The 23888-nt window shown below is 73.3% G+C and carries 20 protein-coding genes; 12 read left to right on the top strand and 8 right to left on the bottom strand.

Annotated elements, in window-relative coordinates; all coding sequences use genetic code 11:
- Positions 1–140 precede the first annotated feature (140 nt).
- On the bottom strand, positions 141–770 hold the full coding sequence (locus tag PSQ21_RS03735; RefSeq protein ID WP_274028961.1) for a uridine kinase family protein: 630 nt from the start codon (positions 768–770) through the stop codon (positions 141–143).
- Positions 771–954: 184 nt separating this feature from the next.
- Between PSQ21_RS03735 and PSQ21_RS03730 the strand changes: the two genes are divergently transcribed.
- The 3 genes from PSQ21_RS03730 (at position 955) to PSQ21_RS03720 (ending at position 4391) form a co-directional block, all read left to right on the top strand.
- On the top strand, positions 955–2319 hold the full coding sequence (locus PSQ21_RS03730) for a peptidase C39 family protein (protein ID WP_274028960.1): 1365 nt from the start codon (positions 955–957) through the stop codon (positions 2317–2319).
- A gap of 394 nt (positions 2320–2713) precedes the next feature.
- A complete protein-coding gene (locus PSQ21_RS03725) occupies positions 2714–2866 on the top strand; it encodes an SCO1431 family membrane protein (RefSeq protein WP_018960604.1) in 153 nt (50 codons plus the stop codon).
- Positions 2867–3218: 352 nt separating this feature from the next.
- A complete protein-coding gene (locus PSQ21_RS03720) occupies positions 3219–4391 on the top strand; it encodes an acyl-CoA dehydrogenase family protein (protein ID WP_274028959.1) in 1173 nt (390 codons plus the stop codon).
- Between the two features lie 433 nt (positions 4392–4824).
- On the opposite strand, the gene PSQ21_RS03715 is transcribed toward PSQ21_RS03720, so the two are convergent.
- Positions 4825–5238 carry a hypothetical protein gene (locus PSQ21_RS03715; RefSeq protein WP_274028958.1) on the bottom strand — a complete coding sequence of 138 codons (414 nt, stop codon included), beginning with the start codon at positions 5236–5238 and terminating at the stop codon, positions 4825–4827.
- Between the two features lie 202 nt (positions 5239–5440).
- Between PSQ21_RS03715 and PSQ21_RS03710 the strand changes: the two genes are divergently transcribed.
- From PSQ21_RS03710 to fxsA, 4 genes are all read left to right on the top strand, one after another.
- Entirely contained in the window at positions 5441–5881 is a 441-nt protein-coding gene (locus tag PSQ21_RS03710) for an Lrp/AsnC family transcriptional regulator (RefSeq protein WP_010057405.1), read from the top strand.
- A gap of 68 nt (positions 5882–5949) precedes the next feature.
- Complete coding sequence (locus PSQ21_RS03705) at positions 5950–7596, top strand: amidohydrolase (protein WP_274028957.1); 1647 nt, start codon at positions 5950–5952, stop codon at positions 7594–7596.
- Positions 7597–8182: 586 nt separating this feature from the next.
- Positions 8183–8950 carry a polyprenol monophosphomannose synthase gene (locus PSQ21_RS03700; protein ID WP_274028956.1) on the top strand — a complete coding sequence of 256 codons (768 nt, stop codon included), beginning with the start codon at positions 8183–8185 and terminating at the stop codon, positions 8948–8950.
- Positions 8951–9056: 106 nt separating this feature from the next.
- Positions 9057–9662: an FxsA family membrane protein gene (gene fxsA / locus PSQ21_RS03695; RefSeq protein WP_274028955.1), complete on the top strand. Its 606-nt coding sequence runs from the start codon at positions 9057–9059 to the stop codon at positions 9660–9662.
- 205 nt (positions 9663–9867) lie between these two features.
- Here fxsA and PSQ21_RS03690 read toward each other — a convergent pair whose 3' ends face one another.
- The 4 genes from PSQ21_RS03690 to yczE form a co-directional block, all read right to left on the bottom strand.
- Positions 9868–10242: an RNA polymerase-binding protein RbpA gene (locus PSQ21_RS03690; protein ID WP_003959706.1), complete on the bottom strand. Its 375-nt coding sequence runs from the start codon at positions 10240–10242 to the stop codon at positions 9868–9870.
- 265 nt (positions 10243–10507) lie between these two features.
- Positions 10508–11881 carry an MFS transporter gene (locus tag PSQ21_RS03685; RefSeq protein ID WP_274028954.1) on the bottom strand — a complete coding sequence of 458 codons (1374 nt, stop codon included), beginning with the start codon at positions 11879–11881 and terminating at the stop codon, positions 10508–10510.
- Between the two features lie 46 nt (positions 11882–11927).
- Complete coding sequence (locus PSQ21_RS03680) at positions 11928–12689, bottom strand: glycerophosphodiester phosphodiesterase (RefSeq protein WP_274028953.1); 762 nt, start codon at positions 12687–12689, stop codon at positions 11928–11930.
- On the bottom strand, positions 12686–13408 hold the full coding sequence (gene yczE, locus PSQ21_RS03675) for a membrane protein YczE (RefSeq protein ID WP_274028952.1): 723 nt from the start codon (positions 13406–13408) through the stop codon (positions 12686–12688). The genes PSQ21_RS03680 and yczE overlap by 4 nt, the downstream gene beginning before the upstream one ends.
- Positions 13409–13510: 102 nt before the next feature.
- On the opposite strand from yczE, the gene PSQ21_RS03670 reads away from it, so the two are divergent.
- Complete coding sequence (locus tag PSQ21_RS03670; protein ID WP_274028951.1) at positions 13511–15010, top strand: SCO1417 family MocR-like transcription factor; 1500 nt, start codon at positions 13511–13513, stop codon at positions 15008–15010.
- A gap of 95 nt (positions 15011–15105) precedes the next feature.
- On the opposite strand, the gene PSQ21_RS03665 is transcribed toward PSQ21_RS03670, so the two are convergent.
- Both PSQ21_RS03665 and PSQ21_RS03660 read right to left on the bottom strand, forming a co-directional pair.
- A complete protein-coding gene (locus tag PSQ21_RS03665; RefSeq protein WP_274028950.1) occupies positions 15106–16791 on the bottom strand; it encodes a hypothetical protein in 1686 nt (561 codons plus the stop codon).
- A 37-nt stretch (positions 16792–16828) separates the two neighbouring features.
- Positions 16829–17023, bottom strand: coding sequence for a hypothetical protein (locus tag PSQ21_RS03660; protein WP_003970432.1), 195 nt, complete (start codon positions 17021–17023; stop codon positions 16829–16831).
- Positions 17024–17349: 326 nt separating this feature from the next.
- Here PSQ21_RS03660 and PSQ21_RS03655 point away from each other — a divergent pair, with 326 nt between their 5' ends.
- From PSQ21_RS03655 to PSQ21_RS03640, 4 genes are all read left to right on the top strand, one after another.
- Positions 17350–17742 (top strand): ankyrin repeat domain-containing protein, encoded by a 393-nt coding sequence (locus PSQ21_RS03655; protein WP_274028949.1) that lies wholly within the window; start codon positions 17350–17352, stop codon positions 17740–17742.
- 290 nt (positions 17743–18032) lie between these two features.
- Positions 18033–19451 carry a HEAT repeat domain-containing protein gene (locus tag PSQ21_RS03650; protein WP_274028948.1) on the top strand — a complete coding sequence of 473 codons (1419 nt, stop codon included), beginning with the start codon at positions 18033–18035 and terminating at the stop codon, positions 19449–19451.
- A 55-nt stretch (positions 19452–19506) separates the two neighbouring features.
- Positions 19507–20079: a DUF4240 domain-containing protein gene (locus PSQ21_RS03645; protein ID WP_274028947.1), complete on the top strand. Its 573-nt coding sequence runs from the start codon at positions 19507–19509 to the stop codon at positions 20077–20079.
- A gap of 87 nt (positions 20080–20166) precedes the next feature.
- Positions 20167–23835: a hydantoinase B/oxoprolinase family protein gene (locus PSQ21_RS03640; protein WP_274028946.1), complete on the top strand. Its 3669-nt coding sequence runs from the start codon at positions 20167–20169 to the stop codon at positions 23833–23835.
- The last annotated feature ends 53 nt before the right edge of the window (positions 23836–23888 follow it).

The raw sequence follows: 23888 nt of genomic DNA, 5'->3' as shown, positions 1-23888 counted from the left end.
GCGAAGCCCCCGGTCACGGGGGAACAACCGGGGGCTTCGCGTCCAGGAGGGCTTCGAAAAGCCGCACAATGAGAACGTAAGACCAGTAAGGCCCCTCGGTCAAGCAGAGTTGGGGCACTTCCGGGGCGATTTCCGACTGCTCAGTATGGCGGGGCCTCGCGGCTACCGTGTGTGACGGTTCGGTTCGGTCCCGCTGTCGCGCGGGGCCCCGCCAGCCACGCGTATCCCTCAGGCAACTGGCGTACCAGAGTGTCGGCGTAGGGCCGTGAGGGATCCTCGGCGAAATGCCGCTCCTCGGCGCGAATCCACCCGTCCCAGAAGCCGGTGAGCCCGGCGCCGTCCCGCCGCCGGCCCCGCTCCCAGGACGTGTCCCGGTCCAACTCCATCCAGCACAGCGCCGCCAGCCACTGGCGCACCTGACGGCGTCCCGCGCCGACTCCCTCCACCAGCACCACCGGAGCCGGCTCCAGGGTCCGCGCCGGACCGAAGCGGCGCTCCGTCCAGTCGTACGGGGCATAGCGGGCGCTCTCGCCGCGCGACAGGGGCAGGAGCACCTGCTCCCGCAGCCGCCCCGTCCAGCCGAACAGCTCCTCGTGCGTGGCGAGGTCGTCCAGATGGAGGACCGGCGCACCGCCCAGCGCCGCCGCGAGGCGGGCGGCGAAGGTGCTCTTGCCCGAGCCGGCGTGCCCGTCGACCGCGACGAGCCGCACCGGTCCGCAGGACGGGGGCAGGCAGGAGAGGTCATCGGCGTGGCGGGCCAGGTCGTCCATGGCTCCAGGGTACGTTCCGGCACGAAAGCGTCCGGGGTCCACCGCAGGTCACGCCAGTGGTCCAGACCCATATTGGTGGAGCGGCGGCTGCCGAACCGCTGGCCCGATCCGGCCCGGAACCGGGATAGTTGGCCCACCGCACGGCACCCGCAGACCATTCCGCATCCGACCGGGGGTCACGACCATGACCAGTCCGACTTCGCGCAGAACCGTTCTGACCGCCGCGCTCGCCGCCGCGGCGGCCGCCGGCACGGTGGGCTCCGCCCCGTCCGCGTCCGCCGCCCCGACCTCGCCCGCCGGCCGCTCCGCCGCCCCGGGGGCCCTCGTGGACAACCGTTTCTGGCACACCTACACCGACTGGCGCTGCGGCACGGGCGACGGAACCCGGGTGCTCCCGGGGCCCCGGCCCGGCGTGGTGATCGCCGCCCCGGCCGGCCGCACCGACTACACCGACCCGCACACCGGCGGGACGGCCGCCTGGGACTACGCCACCTGGACCTCCCCCGCGCACCGCTCCGCCGTCCCCGCCACCGAGGTGATCGCCTCCTGGAACGCCCGCACCCCGGCCGGCACCTGGATCCAGGTCGAGCTGAGCGGCGTCTACGCGGACGGCACCGCGACGCCCTGGTTCGTGATGGGCCGCTGGGCGGCGGGCGACGGCGACATCCGCCGTACGTCCGTCGACGGCCAGGGCGACCCGTACAGCTCCGTGTGGACGGACACCTTCTCGGTGGACGACCCGGCGAGCGGCGTCCGCCTGGTCTCCTACCGGCTGCGGCTCACGCTCTACCGCACCCCGGGCAGCCGCCTCACCCCGACCGTCTGGCGGGTCGGCGCGATGGCCTCCGACGTCCCCGACCGCTTCACCGTGCCCGCGAGCACCCCCGCGCTCGCCCGCGAACTGCCCGTGCCCCGCTACTCGCAGAACATCCACATCGGGCAGTACCCGGAGTACGACAACGGCGGCGAGGCATGGTGCAGCCCCACCTCCTCGCAGATGATCATCGAGTACTGGGGGCGGCGCCCGACGGCGGAGGACCTGGCCTGGGTCAAGCCCGGCCTGCCCGACCCCCAGGTCTGCCACGCCGCCCGCCAGACCTACGACTACCAGTACGAGGGCTGCGGCAACTGGCCGTTCAACGCCGCCTACGCCGCCACGTACCGCGACCTGAACGCCGCCGTCACCCGGCTCGGCTCGCTCGCCGACGTGGAGCGGCTGGTCCGCGTCGGCATCCCCGTCATCACCTCCCAGTCCTTCCGCGAGGAGGAACTGACCGGCGCCGGATACGGGACGGCCGGCCACCTGATGACGGTCATCGGCTTCACCCCCGGGGGAGACGTCATCGCCAACGACCCCGCGTCGCCCGACAACGACGCGGTACGCCGGGTCTACCGGCGGCGCGAGTTCGAGAACATCTGGCTGCGGACCAAGCGCTACGACGCCGGTGGCCGGGTCAGAAGCGGCACGGGCGGGGTGTGTTACGTCTACTGGCCGACCCGGACGACTCCGGGCCGGCACCGCGTGCTGAGGTCGCTCGGCCTGCTGTGAGCATGTGCGGCTTCGCGGCGGTCCCCGACGACGCCGACGTCCCCGGCCGGGCCGGCAGGCGGCCGTCGCGGTGTACGCGGGCGCCGGAGTGTCCTCGTAGCGGTGCTACTCGGGCATTCCGGCAACGCCGCGAGAGTGTGTGCCAGGCGTCGCGGGCCGGGCGGGACTCGCGGACACGACCTGGCCCCGGTCCGGTGTGGCGTCGCCCACTGCGCGCTCCCCTCCGCGCCTCCCGGCCCGGTCCGTTTCCCTGCCCCGCCGGGCGAGCGGGAAGTCCCCGGGGCCCGGGCCGCCCCGGCCGTGACCGGGATCTCGTTTTCCGTAGCCCGAGGTCCTGGCAGTCTGGTCGGGTCCCGGGGGACCCCAGCCGAAGCCGCACGAAGAGCGAGACGCCATGACCGCGACCACCGCCGCAGGAAACGCCCACCACGCCCGCCGTGCGCGCACCGGCGGCCCCGAGGACGGCTCGAAGCTGATGGAACACATCGCAGGCTGGGCCTTCGTGGTCGTGTTCGCGATGCTCGTCACCCAGCTCGGTCTGCTCTGACGGCCCGGGCCGAGCCGCGGGCGGGAGCGCCCGATGGGGCGTGGTCGCGACAGGTCTCGGTGGAACCGCGGAAGGGCTCGGCCGGCCGGGCCAATGGTTCGGACCAATTCGCCGTGGTCCACGGCCTCTCCCACCCCGTCCGGCCTGCGCGTTGACCCCCCGTGACGGGAGGCATTCGATCGGGCATACTCAACCCGCCACAGCCGATGACCGTGCCACCCGTGATCCGGAAGGGCAGGATCGGCGGGGCAGCCTGTTTTTCCCGGGTCACTTCCGGGAGATCACCCGGCGGCGCCTCTCCGACCCCGAGCGCGCGACCGCCGCAACGCCCGACAGGGAGGAGAGCGCCGTCATGTCCGACCGTGCCCCGCAGCCGGTGGAACGCCGTCTGCCCACCGAGGAGTCCCGGCAGCTCGTCGCGCTCGTCCGCGACATCGTGTCGAAGGAGATCGCTCCCCGGGCGGCCGAGGAGGAGGATGCGGGAGTCTTCCCCCGCGAGGTCTTCACCCTCCTGTCCGAGGCCGGACTTCTGGGACTGCCGTACGACTCCGCCCATGGCGGCGGTGACCAGCCCTACGAGGTCTACCTCCAGGTCCTGGAAGAGCTGGCCGCCGCCCGGCTCACCGTCGGTCTCGGCGTCAGCGTCCACTCCCTGGCCTGCCACGCCCTGGCCGGATACGGCACCGACGAGCAGCGCGCCACGCACCTGCCGGCGATGCTCTCCGGCGGCCTGCTGGGCGCCTACTGCCTCTCCGAACCCGCATCCGGCTCCGACGCCGCCTCCCTGCGCACCAAGGCCGTGCGGGACGGGGACGACTGGGTCATCACCGGCACCAAGGCCTGGATCACCCACGGCGGCGTCGCGGACTTCTGCACCGTGCTCGCCCGCACCGGCGTCGAGGGCCCCCGCGGCATCACGGCCTTCCTCGTCCCCGGTGACGCCGAGGGGCTGAACGCCGCTCTCCCCGAGAAGAAGATGGGGATGAAGGGCTCGCCGACGGCCCAGCTCCACTTCGACGGCGTACGGGTCGCCGTCGACCGGCGCATCGGCGAGGAGGGCCAGGGCTTCGCCATCGCCCTGTCCGCGCTCGACTCCGGGCGCCTCGGCATCGCCGCCTGTGCCGTCGGGGTCGCCCAGGCCGCCCTGGACGAGGCCGTCCGGTACGCCACGGACCGGCGGCAGTTCGGCCGCCCCATCGCGGACTTCCAGGGGCTGCGCTTCATGCTCGCCGACATGGCCACCCAGATCGAGGCCGGCCGTGCGCTGTATCTGGAGGCGGCGCGGCTGCGGGACGCGGGGGAGCCCTTCTCCCGGCAGGCCGCCATGGCGAAGCTGTTCTGCACGGACGCGGCCATGCGGGTGACCACCGACGCCGTCCAGGTGCTCGGCGGATACGGCTACACGCTCGACTTCCCGGTCGAACGGCTGATGCGCGAGGCGAAGGTGCTCCAGATCGTGGAGGGCACCAATCAGATCCAGCGCATGGTCATCGCCCGCCACCTCGCGGGTCCCGAGACGCGCTGAACATCGGCGGCGCCTCGGGCCAGGGGGGCAGTGCCGCGGCCTGGTGCCACTCCGGGTCGCGGCGGCCCGGCAGTGCCCGGCCGTCGCGCTCCCACTGGTCGAGGAGCGCGCTGTAGATGGGCGGGTCCACGGGGGCGCCCATGGGTGAGGTACTCGTGGAGCGGGGAAGCGGCTGTGCGGGCGTTCCCGGCTGCGGAACCGATTCTTCGGAAGCGGGGACGGCGAGACGGCGGCGACCCGAACCGACAGGTGAATGCAGCGTGGTCATACAGGGCCAACGCCGCGGGGCGGGCCGGGGTCACTGCCGCGCCGATTCGAGCGCTCGTTCGCGGGTGCCCGCACCCGGTCGCCGGCGACCGGGGGATGCGGGACCGCGGACAACACCACGGCGGCGGGGCCGTCGTGGTGCTGGGCGGGGCGTACGGCGTACGGGTCAGGCGGCCTCGTGCCGCATCCGCGGCACGCGCAGCGGACGGGAGCCGGGCCCGCCGGCGTGCGAGAAGGGCTGCATCCGCCAGTCGAGCCCCTGGGGGAGCGTCAACAGCAGCCCCGCCTCCTGCTCCTGGAGCTCCAGCGTCTCGTCCGCGGGCCGGGCGTCGCTCACGCCGCGGCCGGTCCCGGCGCAGACGGTGAGGACGAAGGGGTTCCACGGCGTGGGGCACCGGGCGTGCTCCGGCAGGACGTCCTCGTCGGCCAGCAGGGCGATGGGCTGGGCGCAGTCCGGGCAGATCACCCGGACCATCTCGAACATGTCGTACGCGTCGGCGCCGCCGTCGTCGTCCGGATCGACAGGCTCCGGATCGACGGGCTCCGGTTCGGTACGTTCGGTGAGCTTCAGGCTCTGCATGGAAATTCCCCCCTCGGGTGGGCCGACAAGGCGCCACGGCCTCGACCACAGCAAGCACTTCCCGCCGCGCGTCGCCGATAACCGCGAGGCGGCCCGTTACCGACCCGTGAGACTGTGGCATTCGTCACATGCCGCCCGCAGGTGCCGTTCCGTGACCCGCGCGACTGTGCCGAGCGGTGCCCGGGGCCATAGGTTGATCCACATGGAGGAGCTGGACCGTCAGATCGTTGAGTTGCTCGTCAAGGACGGGCGGATGAGCTACACCGACCTGGGCAAGGCCACGGGCCTGTCCACATCGGCGGTTCATCAGCGCGTCCGCCGACTGGAGCAGCGCGGGGTGATCCGCGGCTACGCCGCGGTCGTCGACCCCGAGGCCGTCGGGCTGCCCCTCACCGCGTTCATCTCGGTGAAGCCGTTCGACCCGAGCGCACCCGACGACATCGCCGAACGGCTCGCCGGGGTGCCCGAACTGGAGGCCTGCCACAGCGTCGCCGGGGACGAGAACTACATCCTGAAGGTGCGCGTGGCGACGCCGCTGGAGCTGGAACACCTGCTCACCCGGATCCGCACGCTCGCCGGCGTGTCCACCCGGACCACCGTCGTCCTGTCCACCCCGTACGAGGCCCGGCCCCCGCGTATCTGAACGGCGGACCGCCCGCTCCGGAGGGGGGCGGGGGCCGGGCGGCGGCCGACAGGCGCGAGACTGGTCCCATGAGCCAGAGCACCGCCCCCCAGAGCGCCCCCGAACACCGCACCGTGCTGTTGCGCGGCGGAGACGTCCACAGCCCCGCCGACCCGTTCGCCACCGCGATGGTCGTCGAACGCGGGCATGTCGCCTGGGTGGGGTCAGAAGGGGCCGCCGACGCCTTCGCGAGCGGCGTGGACGAGGTGGTCGACCTCGAAGGCGCCCTGGTCACCCCGGCGTTCACCGACGCCCATGTGCACACCACCGCCACCGGCCTGGCCCTGACGGGGCTCGACCTCTCCGGCGCCCGCACGCTGTCCGAGGCCCTCGGCCTCATCCGCGCGTTCGCGAACGGGCGCCCTGCCGGGGACGTTCTGCTCGGACACGGCTGGGACGCCGCCCGCTGGCCCGAGCGGCGTCACCCCTCGCGCGCCGAGCTCGACGAGGCGGCCGGCGGCCGGGCCCTGTACCTGCCGCGGATCGACGTGCACTCCGCGGTCGTCACGACGGCCCTGCTGGACCTTGTCCCCGGCGTCACCGCGATGACCGGATTCCACCCCGACGCGCCGCTGACCGGCGACGCCCACCACGCGGTACGGGCCGCCGCCCACGGCGCGCTCCCGGCCGCCCAGCGGGGAGCCGCGCAGCGCGCCGCCCTCGACCACGCCGCCTCCCTCGGCATCGGCAGTGTGCACGAGTGCGGGGGGCCCGAGATCTCCGACGAGGAGGACTTCACCTCCCTCCTCGCCCTCGCCGCCGAGCGGCCGGGACCACGCGTCCTCGGCCTCTGGGCCGAGGAGATCGCCGACGAGAAGGACGCCCGGCGCATCCGCGAGCTGGGCGCGATCGGCGCGGCCGGCGACCTGTTCGTCGACGGTTCCCTCGGCTCGCACACCGCCTGCCTGCACCGGCCCTACGCGGACGACCCGCACGCCGGCACCGCCCACCTGGACGCCGCCCGGATCGCCGCCCATGTCACCGCCTGCACCGAGGCGGGCCTCCAGGCGGGCTTCCACGCCATCGGCGACGCCGCGGTCACCGCCGTGGTGGACGGGGTCAGGGCCGCCGCCGGGACGCTCGGCCTCGACCGGATCCGGGCCGCCCGCCACCGCGTCGAACACGCCGAGATGCTCACCCCCGAGACGATCGCCGCCTTCGCGGAACTGGGTCTCACCGCCTCCGTCCAGCCCGCCTTCGACGCCGCCTGGGGCGGCCCGGAGGGGATGTACGCCGAGCGCCTCGGCGCGGAGCGGGCCGCCACCCTCAACCCGTACGCGGCGCTGCTGCGCGCCGGAGTGCCGCTGGCCTTCGGCTCCGACAGCCCGGTCACCCCGCTCGACCCCTGGGGCACCGTGCGGGCCGCCGCCCACCACCGCACCCCGGAGCACCGCATCTCGGTCCGCGCCGGGTTCACCGCGCACACCCGCGGCGGCTGGCGCGCCGTCGGCCGCGACGACGCGGGCCTCCTGGTGCCCGGCGCCCCGGCCGACTACGCCGTCTGGCGCACCGCCGAACTCCTGGTCCAGGCCCCCGACGACCGGGTCGCCCGATGGTCCACCGACCCCCGGTCCGGCACGCCAGGCCTGCCGGACCTCACCCCCGGGGCCGACCTTCCCGTCTGCCTGCGGACCGTGGTCTTCGGACAAACGGTCTACGTGCGACCGAACGAGTGACGTCGGGACATTCCGTACCGCCGATCGATGGCCCCATCGCCGGTCCGCGACCTGCGGCCCTTCGGCACTGACCAGGCAATTCCGGAGAAAGCGGCAGGTCGGGAGCCTGTTGACAGAAAGCGCCCACGGGCCGGTAGGTTCGGCCGGGTCCACCACAGGACGTCCGTCCGGTTAAACCTCCACGCAGTCGTCGAACGCCGCTGGGTCATGAGGTGGTGTGCCGCACCGGCCCGCCACCGCTGACAGCCAGGTTCAGCGCCCGCGCCTCGGGGGCGAGGGAAGGTTTCAGCCGGACGGAGGGTGGGACCCGGGTGGGGCCCGGACGTTCAGTAGACAACGGCTTTCGGTCGACCCGCAGCCAGCGGGGCCCGGGCCGGCCCGAAGGGCGCCGGGCCCCGATCCGACGTTCCGATGCCCTCTCCCGCGTCTTCTTCCTCCAGCGGGCGCCGTGACGTCGACCCGTGTTCTGTCCGCAGTTCCACGGGTCTGTCCGCGTCGCGCCACACGCCCGCGCGACCCGCGTCGGAGCCCGGTGGCGATGCGCTGGATATGGTGTCCCCCTGTGTACGGACTCTAAGGGGCAGTAGTGAACGACGGCGGTCAGAGGCAGTTCGGCCCGCTCGGCAAGGTTCTGGTGATCATTCCGACCTACAACGAGGTCGAGAACATCGGACCGATCGTCGCCCGGGTGCGCACCGCCGTCCCGGATGCCGACATCCTGGTGGCCGACGACAACAGCCCCGACGGCACCGGCAAGGCGGCCGACGAGATCGCCGCGGCCGACGGCCAGGTCCACGTCCTGCACCGCAAGGGCAAGGAAGGGCTCGGCGCCGCCTACCTCGCCGGTTTCGCCTGGGGCTCCGAGCACGGCTACGGCGTACTCGTCGAGATGGACGCCGACGGCTCCCACCAGCCCGAGGAGCTGCCCCGGCTGCTCACCGCGCTCAAGGGCGCGGACCTGGTCCTCGGATCCCGCTGGGTGCCGGGCGGCCGCGTGGTCAACTGGCCCAGGAGCCGTGAGGTGATCTCACGCGGCGGCAGCCTCTACTCCCGGCTCGCCCTCGGTCTCTCCGTCCGGGACGTCACCGGCGGCTACCGCGCCTTCCGCACCGGGACGCTGGACGGCCTGGGGCTGGGCGAGGTCGCCTCGCAGGGCTACTGCTTCCAGGTGGATCTCGCCCGCCGCGCGGTCGAGGCGGGCTATCACGTGGTCGAGGTCCCCATCACCTTCGTCGACCGGGAGATCGGTGACTCCAAGATGAGCCGGGACATCCTCGTCGAGGCGCTGTGGCGGGTCACCGGCTGGGGCATCACCTCCCGCGCGAACAAGGTCCTGGGCCGCAAGACCCTCTGACGCCCGGGAGCGGCGACGCCCGGGACCGGTGAACGGGGCGCCGCCCGACCGGCTTCATGATCACCCGCTTACGCCGTTCGCACGCCCGTACAGGCACACTGGGGACATGACGACCGGCACTCCGCCCCCGACCCGTCCCCGGCGCTCGCGCGCCCGTAGATTCCTGCCGCTGGCCCTGGCCGCCTGGCTGGTCCTGGAGATCTGGCTCCTGACCCTGGTCGCCTCGGCCGCCGGCGGCCTCGTCGTCCTGCTGATCCTGGTGGCCGGGGCCGCGCTCGGCGCCGCGGTCATCAAGAGCGCGGGCCGACGCGCCTTCAAGAACCTGACCGAGACCCTCCAGCAGATGCCGGGGCAGCCCGGCGCTCCCACCACGCCGCCGGCCGCCCCCGCGGGCGGCAAGGGCTCCCGGGGCAACGGGCTGCTGATGCTGGGCGGACTGCTGCTCCTGATCCCCGGTCCGATCTCGGACGCGGCCGGACTGGTCCTGCTGGTGCCGCCGGTGCGCACCATGCTCAGCCGGTACGCGGAGCGCTCGCTGGAGCGCCGTGTGCGGGCCGCGGCGCCGGGGGGCCTCTCGGACGCCTTCCAGCAGGCCAGGATGGGGCGGCCGGACGGAAAGGTCGTCCAGGGCGAGGTCATCCGCGAGGACGGTTCCCAGGCGCCCTCCGGGCCCGACGACGCCCAGGACCCCCGCCCGCCCCTCACACCCTGACGCCCGCCCCTCACGGCCCTGACAGGAGGCTCTCCGTCAGGGCGTGACCGGAGAGCCGTCCGGTCGGGGTCATCCACGAGGGCCATGGTCATGGGCCAGGGCCATGGAGTCGGGTCATGCCTCGGCGCACGCCGAAGAGCCGCGGGCCGTGACACACGTTCTGTGTCACGGCCCGCGGCTCTTGGTGCTGTGCGGTGTTACGCGGTCAGGCAGACTTCCTGCTGTCCCGCGGGTGCACGGCGATGTTCATGGCTCCGGAGCGCAGAACCGCCAGCCTCTCGGCCAGCACCTCCTCCAGCTCCTCGCGGGTGCGCCGCTCCATGAGCATGTCCCAGTGCGTGCGCGCCGGCTTGCCCTTCTTCTCTTCGGGGCCGTCCCCGTCCACCAGGAGTGCCTGGGCGCCGCACGCCTTGCACTCCCACTCCGGCGGAATCTCTGCCTCTACCGAGAACGGCATCTCAAATCGATGTCCGTTCTGGCATGCGTACTCCACCGCCTGGCGCGGGGCCAGATCGATGCCGCGGTCCGTCTCGTAGCTGGTAACCACAAGTCGCGTGCCGCGGAGAGCTCGCTCACTCATGAATCGTGCCTCCCGGGCTTGTCGCCCACAGGACAAAATGTCGCTGTCGTCGTCATCCGGTCAACGTCCGGTCGGCGGTAAAGATTCCCGTTGCCGGTCATGCGTCGCCCGTCGTGCCGCTGCTTTATCTGGGTTGAGTACCCGCCCATGCCCGGTTTGTCACCTCTGGTGGATGTTGTCACCCAACGGTTGAGCCGCTTCCACTGGCAGTAACGGTCCTCCGGGCAGGCCAAAGACGTATACTACCGCCCTTTGACTTCAACGTCTAAATCCGTTCCGGCACGGGGTTGCCCGCGGCCTCCACCGCACGCCTCACCGGGACCCGCGCGAGCAGCACCGCGCCGAGCGCGAAGAACGCGATCAGCGAGATGATCGCGTCCCGATAACTGCCGGTCAGCTGGTACGCCAGACCGAACACCAGGGGCCCCAGCCAGCTCAGTCCGCGGTCGCTCAACTCGTACGCCGAGAAGTACTCCGCCTCCTTGCCGCGCGGCACCAGATGCGAGAACAGCGACCGCGACAGGGCCTGGCTGCCGCCCAGCACCAGGCCGATCGCCGCGGCCAGCACGAAGAAGAACGCCGGAGCGTCGGCGGGCAGCAGATAGGCGGAGACCAGGATCAGGGTCCAGATCACCAGCGACCCCAGAATGGTGCGCTTCGCCCCGTACGTCCGGGCGAGCCGCCCCATGCCGAGCGCCCCCGCCACCGCCAGGATCTGCACCAGCAGCACGGCGACGATCAGCGTCGTCTGATCCAGGCCCAGCTCCTCGGAGCCGTACAGCGAGGCCTGCGAGATCACCGTCTGGATCCCGTCGTTGTAGACGAGATAGGCGAGCAGGAAGGAGAGCGTCAGCGGGTGGCGCCGCATGTCGCGCAAGGTCGCTCTCAGTTGCTGCCATCCGGATCCGACGGCTCCCTCGCCGCCCGGCGGGATCCGGCGGTCGCGCAGCCGGCGCAGCGGCACGAGGGTGAACGCGCCCCACCACACACCGGCCGACGCGAGGCAGATCCGCACCGCGTCGGATTCCGCGAGGCCGAAGGACTCGTGACCGGTGTACAGGATCAGGTTGAGGACCAGGACGACGGCGCCCGAGGTGTAGCCGAAGGCCCAGCCGCGCGAGGAGACCGCGTCGCGCTCCTCCGGTGCGGCGATCTGCGGCAGATAGGCGTTGTACAGCACCATCGACACGGAGATGGAGGCGTTCGCCACGATCAGCAGGAACGCGCCCAGCAGATAGCGGTGACCGTCCAGGAAGAACATCCCCGCCGTCGCCGCGGCGCCCGTGTAGGCGGCCGCCGCCAGCAGCGGCTTCTTGCGCCCCGTACGGTCCGCCGCCGCGCCCACGATCGGCATCAGCACGACGGCCACCACGACGGAGGCCGAGACGGAGTACGCGAACAGGGAGCCCGCGCGCACGGGTATGCCCAGCGGGTGCACGAACCCGTCGGGATCCGCCGCCGCCTTGGCGATCGACGTCAGATACGGACCGAGGAAGACGGTCAGCACACTGGTGGAGTAGACGGAGCACGCGAAGTCGTAGAAGTACCAGCCGTGCTGCTCCCGTCTGCGGGCGGCGGCCGTCCCGTCACCCGGCGACTGCCCGGACGGATCGGCCTTCCCTGTGGTCCCGGTGCTCAAGCCGCGTCCCCTCGGTCGTCCCCTGTGGACGTGGACGGACCGTGCGTCAGGACCATGCCCCCCGCTCGCTCAGCACCGTACGCAGCGTCTCGATGTGATCGGTCATGATGCCATCCACGCCGAGGTCCAGGAGCGCCGCCATCCGCTCCGGCTCGTTCACCGTCCAGACGTGCACCTGGAGCCCCAGCGCGTGCGCCGTGCGGACGAAGCGGGCGTCCACCACCGGGATGCCGCCCTGCCGCTCCGGGACCTGGGCGCAGACCGCGCCCGCGCGCAGCGCCGCCCGGACGCCGTACGAACGCAGGCGCAGCCCCAGGACACCGCGCACCCCGTACGACGTGGCCAGGCGAGGGCCCGCCAGGCGGTGGGCGCGGGCCACCCGGGCCTCCGAGAACGAGCCGACACAGACCCGGTCCCAGGCATCGGTGCGACGGATCAGGCCGAGCAGCGGCTCCAGCGCCGATTCGGCCTTGAGATCCACGTTCCAGCGGGCCTCCGGGAACTCCTCCAGGAGCTCCTCGAAGAGCGGGAGCGGTTCACTGCCCCCGACCCGGGCCCGGCGCACCTCGCTCCAGGGCAGGGCGGAGATCCGCCCCCGGGCGTCGGTGACCCGGTCCAGCGTCGCGTCGTGGAAGGCGACCAGACGGCCGTCCGCCGTGGTGTGCACATCGGTCTCGAAGTAGCGGTAGCCCGCGTCGGACGCCCGGCGGAAGGCGGTCGCGGTGTTCTCCACGCCGTCCGCCGCCCCGCCGCGATGGGCGAAGGCGATCGGCGCCGGGTGGTCCAGATAGGGATGGCTCGGATTCACTGCGGCAGTATGGCCTGCCCGGCCGCCGGGTCGGTGACGGGGCCGGAACCGGCGGGCGGCGCGGTGGTGGAGGACGGCTCGCCCGTAGCGACGGTGACACCCGGGCGGGCGGGCTCGGGGAGCGCGAACAGCCGCAGGAAGAGCTGGGCCAGCGGGCCGATGGCCAGCGCGTACAGCACCGTGCCCGCCCCCAGCGAGCCGCCCAGCATGAACCCGGTCACCACGACCCCCACCTCGATCGCCGTACGGACCAGCCGGATGGAGCGCCCGGTGACCCGGTTCAGCCCGGTCATCAGGCCGTCGCGCGGCCCCGGCCCGAACCGGGCCGCGATGTACAGCCCGGTCGCCACCCCGTTGAGCACGATGCCCAGGACCATCACGGGGACGCGGAGCCCGAGTCCGTCCAGGTCGCCGACCAGGGCGAGCGTCCCGTCCATCGCCAGCCCGACCACGAAGACGTTCGAGACCGTGCCGAGCCCCGGCCGCTGCCGCAGTGGGATCCACAGCAGCAGCACCACCGCGCCGATGATGATCGACACCACGCCGATCGAGATCCCGGTCAGCTCCGCGAGGCCCTGATGGAGCACGCCCCACGGCTCCAGGCCCAGTTCGGCACGGACCAGGAGCGCGGAACTCGCCCCGTACAGCGTCAGGCCGACGTACAGCTGGACCAGCCGCCGGGTGAGATGGGTGGTGCTCCGGCCGGTGATCCTGGCCACGGTGTGCCCCCTGCTGTAGTGGTGGTGGACTGCTTCATGCCACTCTGTGGCAGGGGATCGGCCGCCAACTATGGCCAATCCGGGGAAGGTGGACTGATTTCGATGGTGCAGTGGACATCGACGGTGGGAGCGGCTCAGCTCGCCCGGCAACTCCGGTCGCAACGGGCCCGGCCCACCGGGCCTGGCGGCCGCAAGCCGCCCGCCTACCGTGCGCTCGCCGACGGTGTGCGGCTGCTCGTCCTGGAGGGCAGGGTCCCGGTGGCCGCCCGCCTCCCCGCCGAACGCGAACTGGCCCTCGCCCTGGCCGTCAGCCGTACGACCGTAGCGGCCGCCTACGAGGCGCTGCGCGCCGAGGGCTTCCTGGAGTCCCGGCGCGGCGCCGGCAGCTGGACCGCTGTCCCGGCCGGCAACCCGCTGCCCGCCCGCGGCCTCGAACCGCTGCCGCCGGAGTCGCTCGGCTCGATGATCGACCTGGGCTGCGCGGCCCTGCCGGCTCCCGAGCCCTGGCTGACCCGTGCCGTCCAGGGGGCGCTGGAGGAGCTGCCGCCGTACGCCCACACGCACGGCGACTACCCGGCCGGACTGCCCGCCCTGCGGCAGATGATCGCCGACCGCTACACCGCGCTCGGCATCCCGACCATGCCCGAACAGATCATGGTCACCACCGGGGCTATGGGCGCCATCGACGCGATCTGTCACCTCTTCGCGGGCCGCGGCGAACGGATCGCGGTCGAGTCCCCCAGTTACGCCAACATCCTCCAGCTGATGCGAGAGACGGGTGCCCGTCTCGTCCCGGTCGCGATGGAGGAGGGGCTCGGCGGCTGGGACATGAACCGCTGGCGACAGGTGCTGCGGGACGCCGCGCCCCGGCTCGCCTACGTGGTGGCCGACTTCCACAACCCCACCGGCGCGCTCGCCGACGAACAGCAGCGCCGGGACCTGGTGGACGCGGCCCGGTCCGCCGGAACGGTCCTGGTCGTCGACGAGACCATGAACGAACTCCGCCTGGACGCCGATATCGACATGCCGCGCCGCGTGTGCGCCTTCGACCCGGCGGGCAGCACGGTCCTGACCGTCGGCTCGGCCAGCAAGGCCTTCTGGGCCGGCATGCGCATCGGTTGGGTGCGGGCGGCCCCCGACGTCATCCGCAGCCTGGTCGCCGCCCGTGCCTACGCCGACATGGGCACCCCCGTCCTGGAACAGCTCGCCATCAACTGGCTCATGGGCACGGGCGGCTGGGAACAGGCCGTCGAGGTCCGGCGGAGCCAGGCACGGGAGAACCGGGACGCCCTGGTCACGGCGGTGCGCCGGGAGCTGCCGGACTGGGAGTTCGCCGTGCCGCGCGGCGGTCTGACGCTGTGGGTGCGCACCGGGGGCCTCTCCGGATCGCGGCTGGCCGTGGCGGGCGAACGGGTCGGCGTCCGGGTGCCGTCGGGCCCTCGCTTCGGGGTCGACGGGGCCTTCGAGGGATACGTACGGCTGCCGTTCACGGTCAGCGGGCCGGTCGCCGACGAGGCGGCCGTACGGCTGGCCGCGGCGGTGGACCTGGTGCGCTCCGGGGCGGGCGTGGGAGCCGACGCCCCGCGCAGCTTCGTGGCCTGAGGGCGGTTCCCCGGGCCCCGCGGAGACGGCCGCGGGCGGGAGGCGTCGTCCGCATGGGACGCCTCCCGCCCGCAGCGCCACGCCGGGCTCCCCGTTCAGCTCTCCGCGCCCGCCGGCTGCGCCTCCGCCAGCGGCCCGGACGGTCTGGCCTCGGCGACCACCGCCTCCACCGCGACGGCCTCGACCGGCCGGGCCGCCGCCTCCGCCGCCACGGGTACCCGCTCCGTCAGGGGCCCCTCGTCGGCGGGCTCCCGCGCCGGTGCCGCCTCCGTCGGGGTGTCCCGGCCGGGCAGCAGGTCGAGCACCGCCCGGCGGTGGGCGTCGCCGGTGGCGTCGCCGTACGGGTCCGGCGTGGCGGGCACCTGGAGCCGCAGGACCGGACCGGTGCCCAGCCGCACGTAACCGCGCCCCGCGGGAACCTCGGTTGGCGGTGTGGTGTGCGGTTCGGCGCCGAGGACGGCCTCGATCTGCTCGCGGGAGGCCGGCCCGAGGACCGCGCGGGCGCGGGTGTGGGTCGTGACGGTCTCGGTGAGGGTGTCCAGTGCGTCGAACTGTTCGGCCAGTACGACGGTGACCTGGGCGGCCCGGCCGTGCCGCAGCGGGATCCGGAGCAGCTCCAGCGGGTCGGGCCTGCCGTCGGCCGCCGCGAGATGACCCAGCACGCCGGGGCGGTCCAGCAGGATCCACAGCGGGCGCCGGATGTCGTCGGGCACGGGGTGGCCGCTCTGCCGGGCCCGGTTGGCGGCGATCAGCCGGCGCTCCGTCTCGTGCGCCGCCCACTCCAGCGTGGCCAGCGTCCCGCCGAGGCCGGACTCCACGGCGAGGACACCACCGCGACCGGCGAGGGCGCCGTACTCACCGGCGCCGCTGCCGTCGACGACGATGACATCGCCGTCCCGGAGTGCCTGGAGGGCGATCGAGCGGACCAGGGTGGTGGTGCCGCCGCCGGGATGCCCGAGGGCCAGCAGGTGCGGTTCGGTGGAGCGGCCGCCGGTCCGCCAGACCACGGGCGAGGCGTCCACCGTCATGTCGCCGTCGCGCACGGGGACGGTGCGCGAGACGGCGTCCGGGTCGGTGAAGCCGAGCACCGTCTCGCCGGGGGCGGTGACGAACCGCTGGGCGGCGATCGTCGTGGGGAGCGGGTCCAGCACGGTCATGACGAGACGGTTGGCCTCCTCGTCCCAGTCGAAGCGGTACTCGCGGCCCCGGCCGGACTTGGTGTGGAGCAGCTGCTCGATCCGGGAGCGGGCGGCCGCCTCGCCGTCCGTGAAGTACGCGGGGTAGGAGACCCGCAGACGGGTGAGCCGCCCGTCGGCGTCGAAGGCGTACCCGTCGAAGGCCTTCTCCCAGTCGCCGCCGTGGGAGAACAGCGGATCGGGGTCCTCCGCCGTCGAGAAGTACGGCACGAGCGCCTCGTACAACGACCGCAGGCGCGCGGTCCCCGGCTCACCGGGCCCGCTCCGCACGGGGGTCCGCTCCCGCCCCTTCCACGCGGCGGCGCCCATCACCGTGACCAGGGCCAGGATCGGCCCGTAGGGGACGAGCGCCACCACCAGCACGCAGGCCGCGCCGAGGAACAGCCTGGAACCACGGCGCTCCTTGGGCGTCGCGACCCACCTCCGCCGGCCGGACACGGCCAGCAGCCGCAGCCCGCGGACCACCGTGATCAGCGGATGGAGGACGTCGGTGGCACTGTCGGCGGCCGTGCGCGCGATCTCTCTGCCGCGAGTGATCGAAACGCTGCCGCTGCTCAGAATGCGGGGGAGTGGTCGCCGGGCCACGTCGGTCTCCTGAAGGGGTGGGAGCGGTTGCGGAGCGTCAGAACTTGATCCCGCCCAGCAGGCCGGCGAGGCTCGCCCCGCCCGCCGTGATGCTCGGCGCGATGGCGGTGCCGGCCAGGTAGAAGCCGAACAGGGCACAGACGATGGCGTGGGAGGCCTTGAGTCCGTCCTTCTTGAAGAACAGGAAGACGACGATGGCGAGCAGTACCACGCCCGAGATGGAAAGGATCATGAGCGGTTCTCTCCTGGTAGAAGGGGACAGTCACCATGAGTCCTTCCAGGATCACGGGAAGTATCTATATGACAAAAGGTGCAATCGAGTGAATATCCCGTGCTTTCACTTGACCGGCCCACAGAACTGGGCCCCCAGGGAGCGGCATCACCTCGTCCGTGCCGGGCAGGATCAGCCGCGGTGATCCCTTGCCGTATCCGGGCCGGGTCATGTCGGCCCGGGAGCAGTACCCTGTCGATTCACTCGTACGGTCCCGTGCCGTACTCCCCACCAGGTCAACCGCGGCGCGACAGCCGCGGCAGCAGTCGAGGAAGGCGGCCCGTCCGATGAGCGAAACCCCTGATCCCGAGGTGGTCGAGCTGGCGACCAAGGTCTTCGACCTGGCCCGCGCCGGCGACACCGAGGCGCTCACCGCGTACGTCGAGGCCGGAGTCCCCGCCAACCTCACCAACGACCGGGGCGACACGCTGCTCATGCTCGCCGCCTACCACGGGCACGCCGGGGCGGTCGCCGCCCTCGTCGCCCGTGGGGCCGACCCGGACCGGGCCAACGACCGGGGCCAGACCCCGCTGGCCGGAGCCGTCTTCAAGGGCGAGGACGCCGTCATCGACGCGCTGCTCGCCGTCGGCGCCGACCCGGCCGCCGGAACGCCGTCCGCACAGGACACGGCCCGGATGTTCGGCAAGTCCGACCTGCTGGAACGCTTCGGTGCCCGGTGAGACGGCGGCGGGCACGCCCCTGGGCGCGTCCGCCGTGGGCTCCGCTGACCGGTCCGTCGTAAATGTGGTCGCGGTGGCGAAATGGCTGGGTCATCATGACGTCGCGGGCCCGCTCAGGGCCACCGACGAGAGGCAGAGGAAGATGCTCTTCACCAGGCGAAAGACGGCGGTCGGCCGATCATGTCACTGCGCGGCGTAACGGTGTCCCCCCGGACACCCCCGCGTGCCGAGAGGCGCGGGGCACTGCACAGTCCCGGTTGCGTCGACAGCTTGATGTGAGGCTTTCTCCCATGTTCGATCCGTTCATAGCGCCGAGCGGCACCCTGCTCGGCCTGTTGCAGAGGGGCCGCGGCGACGGAACGCTCCACGCGCTCGCCGCGCCGCGCCCCGAGGCCCTCGCGGCTCTCAACCACTGCGTCGTGAGCGACCCCCGTCACGACTGGCAGGTGGAGAACCGCTCCCTCTACTACGCCCGCCTCTACCTCGACCTCGACGGCGGTATCGAGGAGATCGAGCGACACCTCGCCGATCCCGACGACCACCTCGACACCGACGACTCCCGGACCGGTCTGGCGCTGTCCGTCCTCGGCCACCTCGCCTCCTACGGACGCGACGACGCCCTGGCCCTGCTCCGCCGCTACGCGGCGACCGGCGCCAACTGGGCCTGGGCCCTGGACGAGCTCGCCCTGCGCGACGACGACGCCGGCCTGCGCTCCCTCGCGCTGCCCGTCCTCGCCCGCTTCCCGGCCACCGACCAGGGCTCGGCCGACCTCGCCGCCGCCGTACGGGACTCCTTCGAGCCACGCCCCTGGCGGCTGTGGGCCGACGACCCGCGCGCAGCGGTCGGCGCCCGGGTCCGGGCCGCCGGCGAACAGGGCTCGTTCGACCGGTGGCAACGCCAGATGCGCCCCGGGGGCCCCCGCCCCGGCTGGAGCGTCCAGGCCGTCTTCGACTGGGCCCAGCAGGCCCTGGAACGCGGCAGCGAACTGCACGTCCCCGCGGCCCGCTGCCTCTCCGCCGTCGCCGGACCCGACGACCTGCCCCTGATCGTCGAGGCCGCCCGCAGCGGCCCCGACGGCGCCCGCTGCGCCGCCCTGCACTACCTCGCGGAGGCGGGCGACCCCACCGTCCTCGACGTCATCGAGGCCGCCGCCGTCAGCCCCGCCCGCACCGTCGCGGACACGTCCATCGCCGCCTTCGAGCGGATGACCTGCGACGACGCCGTAGAACGGGCCCGGCGCTGGGCCCATCGCCCGGACGCACTCGGGGCCTCGGCCGCCGGAGTGCTCGCCTGCCGAGGCACCGCCCAGGACGCTCCCCAAGTCCTCGGCGCGCTGCGGGAGGCCGTACGCGGCGACGGACCCGACGCCCCCCGGCTGTGGACCCTGGTCGACGGAGCGGGCCGCCTCGGCATCGCCTGCGCCGCGCCCGTGCTGCGCCACGTCTACCGTGAGACGTCCTCCTCGCACCTGCGGGGCAGGGCCGCCCGCGCCCTGGCCGCCACCGATCCGTCCTTCGCGACCGGGTTCGCGGTGGAATGCCTCTGGGACTGCGAGGAAACCACCCGCGAGGTGGCCGCCCTGCACGCCGAGACCGGAGACATCCGCGTCGCCGAACGCCTGCGCCGCCTCGCCGCCGACCCGGCCGAGGAGGCCGAGGTCCAGACGGCGGTACGGAGCCGGATCGGGCCGGACGCACCGGCTCTCTGACCGCACGGTCCCCAGGAGGAGGGTCGTTGTCAGACCCTCCTCCTACGCTTTTCCCATGGACATCAACGAGTGGTGGGGGCTCGTCGAACGGGCCCGCGACGCGGCCGGGGACCGGGCGGACGACCGGGACCCGCCCGACGACCCCCTGCCCGGAGCCCTGACCGACGTGCTCGCGGCCCTGGACCCGGAGCGGATCGCGGCCTTCGCCGTCACCGCGGTGGACGTGACCCGGTCCGCCTACCGGTGGCCCCTGTGGAACGCGGCCCACCTCATCGAGGGCGGCTGCGGCGACGACGGCTTCATGGACTTCCGCGACGGGCTGGCCCTGCTCGGCCGGGAGACCTTCACCCGGGCGGTGGCCGATCCGGACACGCTGGCCGGACTGCCGGTGGTGATCCGGATGAGCCGGGAAGAGCGGGGCTGGATCGGATACGAGTCCCTGAACGTCCCGATCGCCCAGGCCTACCGCCGTCTCCGGGGCGAGAGAGCCTCCCTCGACGCCGTGGTCGAAGCCGCGCTGCGCGACCGCATACGCCCGGCGGACCCGGCGGGCGAGAGCTGGGACGCCGAGGACGCCGCCGCGAACCGCCTCCGGCTGCCCCGCCTGGCAGCGCTCTTCCAGGACTGAACCCCCGACGGGACGCCGCGCCCCCGCGAGATCTCCCGCGGACGCTTCGGGCCTGCGAGCCCGCGGGCGCGGGCACAGAATGGCGCCATGACCGGACGCTGGGAGTTCTGGATCGACCGGGGCGGCACCTTCACCGACGTGGTGGGCCGCCGCCCCGACGGCCGCCTGATCACCCGCAAGCTCCTCTCCCACGACCCCGCCCGCTACGACGACGCGGCCGTCGCCGGAGTCCGGCTGCTCCTGGGCCTGGACCCCGGCGAACCGGTGCCCGCCGACCGGGTCGCCGCCGTCCGGATGGGTACCACCGTCGCCACCAACGCCCTGCTGGAACGGCGGGGCGAGCCGACCGTGCTCCTGATCACCGAGGGCTTCCGGGACGCACTGCGGATCGCCTACCAGAACCGGCCCCGCCTCTTCGACCGGCACATCGTCCTGCCCGAGTCCGTCCACGAACACGTGATCGAGGTCCCCGAACGCCTCGACGCCCACGGCCGCACCGTACGCCCCCTCGAACTCGACCCCGTACGCGCACAGTTGCGCGCCGCCCACGCCGACGGTCTGCGCAGTGCCGCCGTCGTCCTGATGCACGGCTACCGCCACCCCGCCCACGAACAGGCCGTCGCCGAGGCGGCCCGCGAGGCGGGCTTCACCCAGGTCAGCAGCTCCCACGAGGTCAGTCCGCTGATCAGGCTCGTCCCCCGCGGCGACACCACGGTCGTCGACGCCTACCTCTCACCCGTCCTGCGCCGGTACGTCGACGAGGTCGCCGCCCGCCTCGACGGCATCCGGCTGATGTTCCTCCAGTCCAACGGCGGCCTGCGCGAAGCCGCCCGGTTCCGCGGCAAGGACGCCGTCCTCTCCGGACCGGCCGGGGGCGTCGTCGGCATGGTCCGCACATCGCGGCAGGCCGGCTACGACCGTGTCATCGGGTTCGACATGGGCGGCACCTCCACCGACGTCTCCCACTACGCCGGCGCGTTCGAACGGGAACTGGGCACCGAGGTCGCCGGGGTCCGGATGCGTGCCCCGATGATGAGCATCCACACCGTCGCGGCCGGCGGCGGTTCCGTCCTGCACTTCGACGGCAGCCGCTACCGCGTCGGCCCCGACTCGGCCGGCGCCGACCCCGGCCCCGCCTGTTACCGCCGCGGCGGCCCCCTCACCGTCACCGACGCCAACGTGATGCTCGGCCGCGTCCAGCCCGGCCACTTCCCGGCGGTCTTCGGCGAGGGCGGCGACCTCCCGCTCGACGTCGGCCTGGTGCGGACCCGGTTCGCGGCGCTCGCCGACGAGGTGGGACGCGCCACCGGACGGCGGCCCGACGCGGCGGAAGTGGCGGCGGGCTTCCTGGAGATCGCCGTGCTCAACATGGCAGGCGCCGTCAAGAAGATCTCCGTGCAGCGCGGCCACGATGTCACCCGCTACGCCCTGACCGGCTTCGGTGGCGCGGGCGGCCAGCACGTCTGCGCGGTCGCCGACGCCCTGGGCATCGACACGGTCCTCGTCCCCCCGCTCGCCGGGGTGCTCTCCGCGTACGGCATCGGTCTGGCCGACGCCACCGCGATGCGCGAGCAGTCGGTGGAGGAGGAGCTCGACGCGGCCGCCCGGGAGCGCGTGGAGAGCCTCTGCGCGGAGCTGGCCGACCGTACCCGCGAAGCCCTGCGCGCCGACGGAACGCCGGACTCCGCGATCACCACACAGGCCCGCGTCCTGCTGCGGTACGCGGGGACGGACGCGGCGCTGCCGGTGGACCTGGACACGGAGACCGCCATGGCGGAGGCGTTCTCCGCCGCCCACCGGGCCCGGTTCGGCTTCACGATGGACAAGCCCGTCGTCGTCGAGACGGTCACGGTGGAAGCCACCGGAGCGACCGGGGCGACCGGGGCGACCGGGGCGACCGGGGCGACCGGGGCGACCGGTGATGCCGCGCCCGCCACCGGCTCCGGTCCGCGCGACGGCCACCGCGACGCCCCGCCGCGCCCGGCCGACACCGTGGACCTGTACGCCGAGGGGAGGTGGTGGCGGGCCCCGCTGTACCGCCGGACGGAACTGTGCCCCGCCGACACCGTCACCGGGCCCGCCGTCGTCGCCGAGGACGACGCCACCACCGTCGTCGACGCCGGCTGGCGCGCCGAAGCGGCCCCCACCGGACACCTCGTCCTCACCCGCAACCGCCCCCGGCCCCGACGCACCGCCGTCGGCACCCGGGTGGACCCGGTGATGCTGGAGGTCTTCAACAACCTCTTCATGTCGATCGCCGAGCAGATGGGCGTCCGCCTGGAGAACACCGCCCACTCGGTCAACATCAAGGAACGCCTCGACTTCTCCTGCGCCCTGTTCGACGCCGAGGGCAACCTGATCGCCAACGCCCCGCACATCCCGGTCCACCTCGGCTCGATGGGCGAGTCGATCAAGGAGGTGCTGCGGCGCGACGAGGGGAGACTGCGCCCCGGCGACGTGTACGCCGTCAACGACCCGTACCACGGCGGCACCCACCTGCCCGATGTCACCGTGGTCACCCCCGTGTTCGACGGGAGCGAGGCGGGAGAGCCGGACCGCCTGCGCTTCCTGGTGGCCTCGCGCGGGCACCACGCCGAGATCGGCGGCATCACCCCCGGCTCCATGCCCGCCTTCAGCCGGACGATCCACGAGGAGGGCGTGCTCTTCGACAACTGGCCGCTCGTCCGCGACGGCCGGCTGCGCGAGGACGAGACCCGCGACCTGCTCACCTCCGCCCCGTACCCCTCCCGCGACCCGGACACCAACCTCGCCGACCTGCGCGCCCAGATCGCGGCCAATGAGAAGGGCATCGCCGAACTGCGGCGCATGACCGACCAGTTCGGCGCCGACGTCGTGGACGCCTACATGGGCCACGTCCAGGACAACGCCGAGGAGTCCGTACGCCGCATCATCGCCGGACTGCACGACGGGCACTGCCGCTACGAGACCGACAGCGGGGCCCTGATCCAGGTACGGCTGACCGTGGACCACCGGGCCCGCCGCGCCCACCTCGACTTCACCGGCACCTCGCCCCAGCAGCCCGGCAACGCCAACGCGCCCCGGTCCGTCGTCATGGCCGCCGTCCTCTACGTCTTCCGCACCCTCGTCGGGGAGGACATCCCGCTCAACAGCGGCTGCCTCAAACCCCTGGAGGTGACGATTCCGCCCGGGTCCATGCTCGACCCCGCCTACCCGGCGGCGACCGTCGCGGGCAACGTGGAGACCTCCCAGGCGGTCACCGGAGCCCTGTACGGAGCGATCGGCGGCCAGGCCGAGGGCTCCGGCACCATGAACAACCTCACCTTCGGCAACGACCACGTCCAGTACTACGAGACGATCGCCAGCGGATCGGGTGCGGGGGACGGCTTCGACGGAGCCGACGCCGTACAGACCCACATGACCAACTCCCGGCTCACCGACCCCGAGATCCTGGAGTGGCGGCTGCCCGCCCTGCTGGAGAGCTTCGCCGTCCGGGACGGCAGCGGGGGAGCGGGGCGGTGGCACGGCGGTGACGGCGTCGAGCGGCGCATCCGCTTCCTGGAGCCCGTCACGGTCGCGCTGCTCTCCGGGCACCGCCGCGTCCCGCCGTACGGAGCGGGCGGCGGGGAGCCGGGAGCGCTCGGGGAGCAGTACATCGAGCGGGCCGGGGGCGACGTGGTCCCGCTGGAGGGCCGCGACACCGCCGAACTGGACGCCGGTGACGTCCTGGTGGTGCGCACGCCGGGCGGCGGAGGATACGGACCCGCACCGACCTGACCCCCGCCCGGGGCCGGTCGCATAAACGCCGTTTCGACCGTTGTCGGTGCGAG

Source organism: Streptomyces sp. MMBL 11-1 (assembly GCF_028622875.1).
GTDB lineage: Bacteria > Actinomycetota > Actinomycetes > Streptomycetales > Streptomycetaceae > Streptomyces.
This window is presented reverse-complemented; position numbering and strand designations above follow the sequence as displayed.